At 54.5% G+C, this 6184-nt stretch carries 7 protein-coding genes; 3 read left to right on the top strand and 4 right to left on the bottom strand.

The annotated features are described in order from the left end of the window. A partial coding sequence (locus AC01ZF_RS10215) for an IS5 family transposase (protein ID WP_476575335.1) occupies nt 1-657 on the top strand: 657 nt, incomplete at its 5' end. A gap of 473 nt (nt 658-1130) precedes the next feature. Then, nucleotides 1131-2258, top strand: a complete 1128-nt coding sequence (locus AC01ZF_RS10210) for a glycosyltransferase family 4 protein (protein ID WP_428112026.1) — start codon at nt 1131-1133, stop codon at nt 2256-2258. 18 nt (nt 2259-2276) lie between these two features. On the opposite strand, the gene AC01ZF_RS10205 is transcribed toward AC01ZF_RS10210, so the two are convergent. Both AC01ZF_RS10205 and AC01ZF_RS10200 read right to left on the bottom strand, forming a co-directional pair. Next, nucleotides 2277-2837, bottom strand: coding sequence for an SH3 domain-containing protein (locus tag AC01ZF_RS10205; RefSeq protein ID WP_424677378.1), 561 nt, complete (start codon nt 2835-2837; stop codon nt 2277-2279). Nucleotides 2838-2849: 12 nt separating this feature from the next. Then, on the bottom strand, nt 2850-3734 hold the full coding sequence (locus tag AC01ZF_RS10200) for a GNAT family N-acetyltransferase (RefSeq protein ID WP_424677379.1): 885 nt from the start codon (nt 3732-3734) through the stop codon (nt 2850-2852). Nucleotides 3735-3788: 54 nt separating this feature from the next. Here AC01ZF_RS10200 and AC01ZF_RS10195 point away from each other — a divergent pair, with 54 nt between their 5' ends. Then, nucleotides 3789-4292, top strand: a complete 504-nt coding sequence (locus AC01ZF_RS10195; RefSeq protein WP_424677380.1) for a protein-tyrosine phosphatase family protein — start codon at nt 3789-3791, stop codon at nt 4290-4292. A gap of 1 nt (nt 4293) precedes the next feature. On the opposite strand, the gene AC01ZF_RS10190 is transcribed toward AC01ZF_RS10195, so the two are convergent. Together AC01ZF_RS10190 and udk are read right to left on the bottom strand one after the other, a co-directional pair. Beyond that, nucleotides 4294-5208 carry a phosphatidylglycerol lysyltransferase domain-containing protein gene (locus AC01ZF_RS10190; protein WP_424677381.1) on the bottom strand — a complete coding sequence of 305 codons (915 nt, stop codon included), beginning with the start codon at nt 5206-5208 and terminating at the stop codon, nt 4294-4296. A 98-nt stretch (nt 5209-5306) separates the two neighbouring features. Beyond that, nucleotides 5307-5936 carry a uridine kinase gene (gene udk, locus AC01ZF_RS10185; protein ID WP_012616656.1) on the bottom strand — a complete coding sequence of 210 codons (630 nt, stop codon included), beginning with the start codon at nt 5934-5936 and terminating at the stop codon, nt 5307-5309. Nucleotides 5937-6184: the final 248 nt, after the last annotated feature.

The raw sequence follows: 6184 nt of genomic DNA, 5'->3' as shown, positions 1-6184 counted from the left end.
AAGGGATGGAACGTGAGATTGCCGAAAAAGGTCAGCGGGCATCTTGATATCGTCATCGACAGCACCGGGCTGAAAGTGTATGGCGAAGGGGCTTGGAAGGTCAGAATACACGGCAAGACAAAGCGGCGTACCTGGCGCAAACTCCATCTGGGGATAGACCCGCAGAGCGGCGAGTTTGAAGCCGTTCTCTTGACCGAAAACAATGTTCATGACGCGGAGGCGATCGAACCCTTGCTGGGCCAGATGGAGCAGCCGATTGACCGCCTGGCGGGCGATGGCAGTTATGACCGGCGCAACGTCTATGATTGCCTGCGCCAACATTCCCCACAGGCGAAGCCGCTCATCCCGTCGCGCACGGATGCGCACATCTGGGAACATGGCAACTGCCATGCGCCGCCCCATCCCCGTGACGAGAACCTGCGCGCCATTCGCAAGATGGGACGAAGAGCCTGGCAAGAAACGTCTGGTTCCCATCAACGCTCACTCGCTGAGACGGCAGCCTGTCGTTATAAGCCCATCGTTGGCGAGCGCCTCTCTGCGCGCCTGCTGGCTATCCAGCAGACCGAGGCCCTGGTTTGTTGCGCCGCGCTCAATCGGATGACCCATTTGGGCATGCCCGAAAGTTACAAGGTTATTCTCCCAGGAGCAACTGCCTGAACCTGACGTTTTCTACCCTGCAATCTCATCTCAATGCGAGTTACAAGGTTATTCTCCCAGGAGCAACTGCCTGAACCCCCAGCAGGGGAAAGGGGGGGCTGTCTGTTCCTCAGATTTATGCACCAAAGCCGCACAACTTCTTAATTCACTTGATTTGATGGCGCTTGCACGCCGCTTGGGTAAGGAATACGATATAGCCCGGACTCTTGCGAAACGAGATATTGTAGAATATATGGAAGGGGCCTCCCAGCTCTCCCTTTTCAGCGAAGAAACTGCTACAACGATAAACCGGTTACAAACGAATTATTACTAACCACTCAACAAGTACATACCAGGAATTAGTAAGAGCTGCAGTAAGAGGCGTAAAGGGTAAGTCCAAATAGGCAACGTTGCTCACTCCCGATAGGCCTGCTAACAAAACTACACCCTTCGCCATCTTTGACCTACTTGACAAACACACCGCTAGAGTTCACATGCCGCCTCTTCGCATTGGCTTCGATGCCCGCTACGCTCGCGACCATTTTCCCGGTATCGGTCGCTACATTACCGCTCTCTTACCGGCACTCAGTCGGCATTGCCGCTCTCATCACCTGTTCGTCTTCACCAATGCCGATCAATCGCTGCCATCCCTTACCGCCGATGTGGTCGAATTGGTCCCGGTACGGAGTGGCCCTTTTGCTCTAAGCCAACAGATTGAACTACCCCTTATTGCTCGACGGTTGCATCTCGATGTGTTCCATTCGCCCTATCTCGTCAAGCCGTATCTGCTCCCCTGCCCATCGGTTGTCACTATCTACGATGTTGTGCCGTTGCGTTACCCACAAACGCTCAGCCCACGCGGACGACGTTTTTATCACGTAAGCTTACGACTCGCTGCACAAAGCGCGCGGAAATTGATTACCATCTCGTCGGTCTCGCGCGATGATCTTGCCTTTCACCTTCACATACCACGCCAACAGATCGCCGTAACGCCGCTGGCCGCTGAACCATTGTTTGTCCCACAACCGATTGATGAGATTACTGAAGTACGCTTGCGCTACGGTTTACCGCGACACTACGTACTCTACGTTGGATCGAATAAACCACACAAAAACATTGACCGCCTCCTGCGGGCATGGCAGCGCGTGCTCCCGGCCTTACCAGAACAGTATGCCAACACCGTACTGGTCATAGCTGGAAAGTTTGACCCTCGCTATCCGTTGCCGACTACGCTTGCCGCCGAACACGGCGTGGCCGACCAGGTGAAGGTCTTACCGAATGTCGCCGACACCGATCTGCCCGCACTCTACAGCGGTGCCTTACTTTTTGTCTTTCCTTCGTCGTATGAGGGATTTGGTCTTCCACCACTCGAAGCGATGGCCTGCGGCACCCCGGTGGTTTGTGCCTACGCCGGTAGTTTGCCCGAAGTGGTTGATGACGCCGCATTGACGGTTGACCCACACAACATGCACGACATCGTCGAGGGCATCTTGCGCGTCCTCCGTTCGCCCGATCTCCGTGAATTGCTGCGAAGTCGTGGATTACGGCAAGCAGCACGATTTTCGTGGCAAGCTACTGCCCAAGCTACCCTTGCCGTTTACGAGGAAGCGGTGCAGCGCTGAACACCTGGCATCCCGCTATCATCGCTCAATTGCACCGAGCAATTGCCCATTTACCCAGCCTTCTGTACCGGCGCTGACCCGTTCGGGAACACAACGACCAACGGTTTCGACGACCCGCAACCGGTACCAGCGGTTATTGGTATCAACGATCCGCTCTTCGAATAGCTCAACCCGATCACCGACACAAACCTGTCCAATCACGGTTGCCGGTACAACTTGTGGTGCACTGCGAATGTTGCCGCCCCTGACCACTTGGGCACGACCAAGGATCGGTTCTGGTGTAAGCGTTGGCGTGGCAGTGGAGGTAGCCACAATAGTTAGTGTTACCGGCGGGATTGCACTTTGGGTTGCCGCCTGCTGGATTGTTGCCCGTGCCTCGCGCGTCTGCAACGCAATCTGCGTTTGCGCCGTTGTAACGCGAGCCAACTTGATCTGGTTCATTATCAACGGTGCTACTCCAATCAGACCGAGCACGAGCAACCCACCCACGAGAGCACGCAGCAAAATACTGAGCGGCCCACGTCGCCGTCGGCGGTTAAACAACCGTTCCCAATCACGCGGATCAATTTTGGCAGGCACAGTTTCCTCTCTCTACAGCCAGCGACACAACACCGGCTGGCGTTCACCGGTTGGCGTAAAGCCAAACCAGCGATACAGCCGCTGAGCGTGATAGTTGTACGCTTGTGTGTTGAGAGTGAGCAACCCGGCGCCAATTTCAGCCGCATACGAAACGAATTCCGCTAATAACCGCACGCCAATCCCTCGCCCACGTTGGGATGGATCGACGGCAATACGTACTAGATGGACTAACCGGCCACCAAAATGACTCGTCGCGTAACTATACCCGACGACCTGTCCATCAAGTTCAGCCGTCACGAAGAATGATCCATCGGCAATTGCCGGTGCCAAAATCCCTTCATCCTTAACCCACTGCGGTTCAAAACAGCGCATGTCGAGTTGCAACACCTCAGCTAGATCAACGGCATAGGCGGGGCGAACTTGCACATGCGCATTACCATAGTTAGGAATATTCCAGCCGCGTTTCTCATAGACGACGACATCGGTTTGGTGAGCATAGCCGGCATGTTCAAGGAGCGGACGCAACCATTGATCCGACTGATCATCACCGGCGTAGTATACATGTTGGATCGTGAGTCCACGAGCCACATCGTCTAAAGCTGGCAAGAGACGAGCAATAGCCTCACGTGGCTGTACTCTTTCACTCAACGCCAATCCCCGCAACCACGCTACCTGAGCGATAGGCCGACTCAGTACAGCAACCGCCAACACCTCTTGGTCGAGTTGGAGCACCGCTGCCCGACCATGTTCGATGGCAGCGTACAAATCAGCAACCCCGACCGCTAAAAACCGGCGGCCAGCAGACCGGAACAGATGGCTCACCGCAGGAACGTCATCGGGCTGGCTAGGTCGGACAACAGCAGCATTGAGATCTGGAGGTTTACGAAACGGCCACATACTTGTGTTACCATAAACGTAGAATCTAGCCTTGTATTGTAGCAGAGAAGTACGATGATCGACTTGGTACATAAGTACGTTTCGACCCAATGGCAACGATTTTTCGGGCTAAACATTAGTCAAATCAACACCATGCTGTTCGTCGGCGGGCAATTTCACCCTGAACAATGGTCAGACATCTATGCACTCGGTGTGCGTGCCGTACTCTCCCTCCAAGCTGAGCGGGCTGATACCTTTTCTGAGCCACTGCCTAACCGTAGTCTCCGTTTATTGGTCCCGGATTTTCACCCCCCAACCATCGAGCAACTCGATGAAGGAGTCCATTTCATTGCCAATGCTATCAGTGATGGTCTGCCCGTGTTTATCCACTGTCACGCTGGGGTAGGGCGCGCACCATTGATGACGGCAGCGTATCTGATCGCACGTCATGGTGTTGATCATCGGACAGCCCTCAAGATAGTGCATGCTGCACGTCCGATCATCCGGCCCAACCGCCGGCAGCTCGTCCGACTCCGCGAGTACGAGCAGCTCCTTCACCAACGCCGCCAACATCGGTAGATCATACCGCCTGCCGACGATGAAGCCCACTCGTTGCCAGTTCGAGGCATCCCGATACGGCAAAGAGATCGGCTAATGCGAGCAAGGGTAGCCGCGTTTGCACACAGAGGTAGATCGGTCGCCATACGGGAGCAAACTTGTTTTTAAAACGGTATAAGCCCTCGCTATCGTAGACGGTTGCCATCTGGCGCCCGATCAGCGTGATGAGGCGCTCTAATGGACGTAAATTGTCGTCAAGATGGTGGAACGGCACTTCATTGAGGCTTAGACTACGGCAACCCTCAGCCAACAACCGGGCACCGACAAAACTGAACAGCGCCTCCATCACCCCTGCCGGTGCTTGTGGTCGGCGCAACATCAATTCGGTCACGGCAGTAGTCGGTGATGGTTGGGTGAGTAACACTGCGCCTTGCCACACACCGGCAGTATCACCAAACACAAAGAGACGTGTTTCTGGATCAAAAGTGGTCCGAAACAGATAACGAAGCTGCGGTCGTTGCCCATACCGTGACTCGCGCGCCAGCCAACGCAAACGTGCGACCGCCGCTGGACTCCAAGGAATTTCACTCACTTGACCAAAACGAAGGGCAGCCCGCGCCATTTTGCGCACCGAACGCCGCTGTAAGCCATCACCGGCCAGATCGATCACCCCTTCGATCCCTACCCGGAACGTCTCCCATCCAGACGCAGCCAACCGACAAGCCACCTGTTCCGGACAACCTCGCACCAACCAACGCTGCCCCGCTCGATGATCGTGAAACCAATCGGAGCGACTACTATCCGGTAATGTCGCATACGCTAACCAAGTTAACCGCGACAGAGGCAAGCGCACATACTGCAAACGCGGTACAGCAAAACTGCCCCGCGTCCAACTGAGGGGCAGTTCATTGCTATCAACGAGCGCAGACAAGGACATACCAATATCTGAGTGTTAGAGAATTACTACATCGCAACTGTATAGCGCAGACAGATGAGTGCTCTATGTATGTAGTTTGCGCCTGATTACCAATATCGTCAAGCCATCGATTGCAATGCCGCCTCAATCCGTGCCACCACCATATCAATAGCTATCGGATTACGTCCACCACCGGGAAAGATGACATCGGCATAACGTTTGGTCGGCTCAACAAACTCAAGATGCATTGGACGCACCGTTGCCAAATACTGCTCGATCACCGACTCGACCGACCGCCCACGTTCAGCAATATCACGACGCAGACGGCGAATAAAGCGCAGGTCAGCATCGGTATCGACAAACAGCTTAATATGCATGCGACGACGCAATACCGGCTCGTAGAAGATTAAAATGCCCTCCACCAAAATCACTGGGCGCGGCTCGATCCGTTCGGTATACGGCAAACGCACATACGTTGCGTAGTCGTAGGTCGGTAGATCAACTGCTTGTCCGGCACACAACGCATCGAGATGCGCTACCAGCAGATCGTTGTCAAGCGCGTCAGGGTGATCAAAATTGAATCGAGCCCGCTCTTCCAGCGGTAGATGACTGAGGTCTTTGTAGTAGCGGTCGTGATCAATGTGAGCAATTCGATCAGCACCAACCCGCTGCAAAATCGCCTGTGCCACACTAGTCTTGCCACTTGCACTGCCACCGGCAACACCGATGATAATAGGGTTGAACTGCATATGTGTCGGAGGTTTGAACATACGTTAGGATACCCAAGGTAAAAATGAGGAGCACCACAACTGATACCCTTGATTTGCCATACCCTCTTTACACGGTGCGGAGATTCTCCATGCACAAGTGTATCCACATCCGCCCATTTATGCAATGTCTCTTTCGTCGTAGTGAGCGGAGCGAGCCATCTTCAACGCTGCTTATCGGTCTTTGTTGTGTCGAGTGGAACGCGACGGATGGGCAGATTGCTCGCTTC

The organism is Chloroflexus sp., from assembly GCF_056331925.1.
This window is presented reverse-complemented; position numbering and strand designations above follow the sequence as displayed.

Bases quoted from the DNA above. Each gene is read 5' to 3' on its own strand.
- AC01ZF_RS10190 (WP_424677381.1), bottom strand. From the start codon at position 5,208: ATGTCCTTGTCTGCGCTCGTTGATAGCAATGAACTGCCCCTCAGTTGG.
- udk (WP_012616656.1), bottom strand. From the start codon at position 5,936: ATGCAGTTCAACCCTATTATCATCGGTGTTGCCGGTGGCAGTGCAAGT.
- AC01ZF_RS10210 (WP_428112026.1), top strand. From the start codon at position 1,131: ATGCCGCCTCTTCGCATTGGCTTCGATGCCCGCTACGCTCGCGACCAT.
- AC01ZF_RS10200 (WP_424677379.1), bottom strand. From the start codon at position 3,734: ATGTGGCCGTTTCGTAAACCTCCAGATCTCAATGCTGCTGTTGTCCGA.
- AC01ZF_RS10195 (WP_424677380.1), top strand. From the start codon at position 3,789: ATGATCGACTTGGTACATAAGTACGTTTCGACCCAATGGCAACGATTT.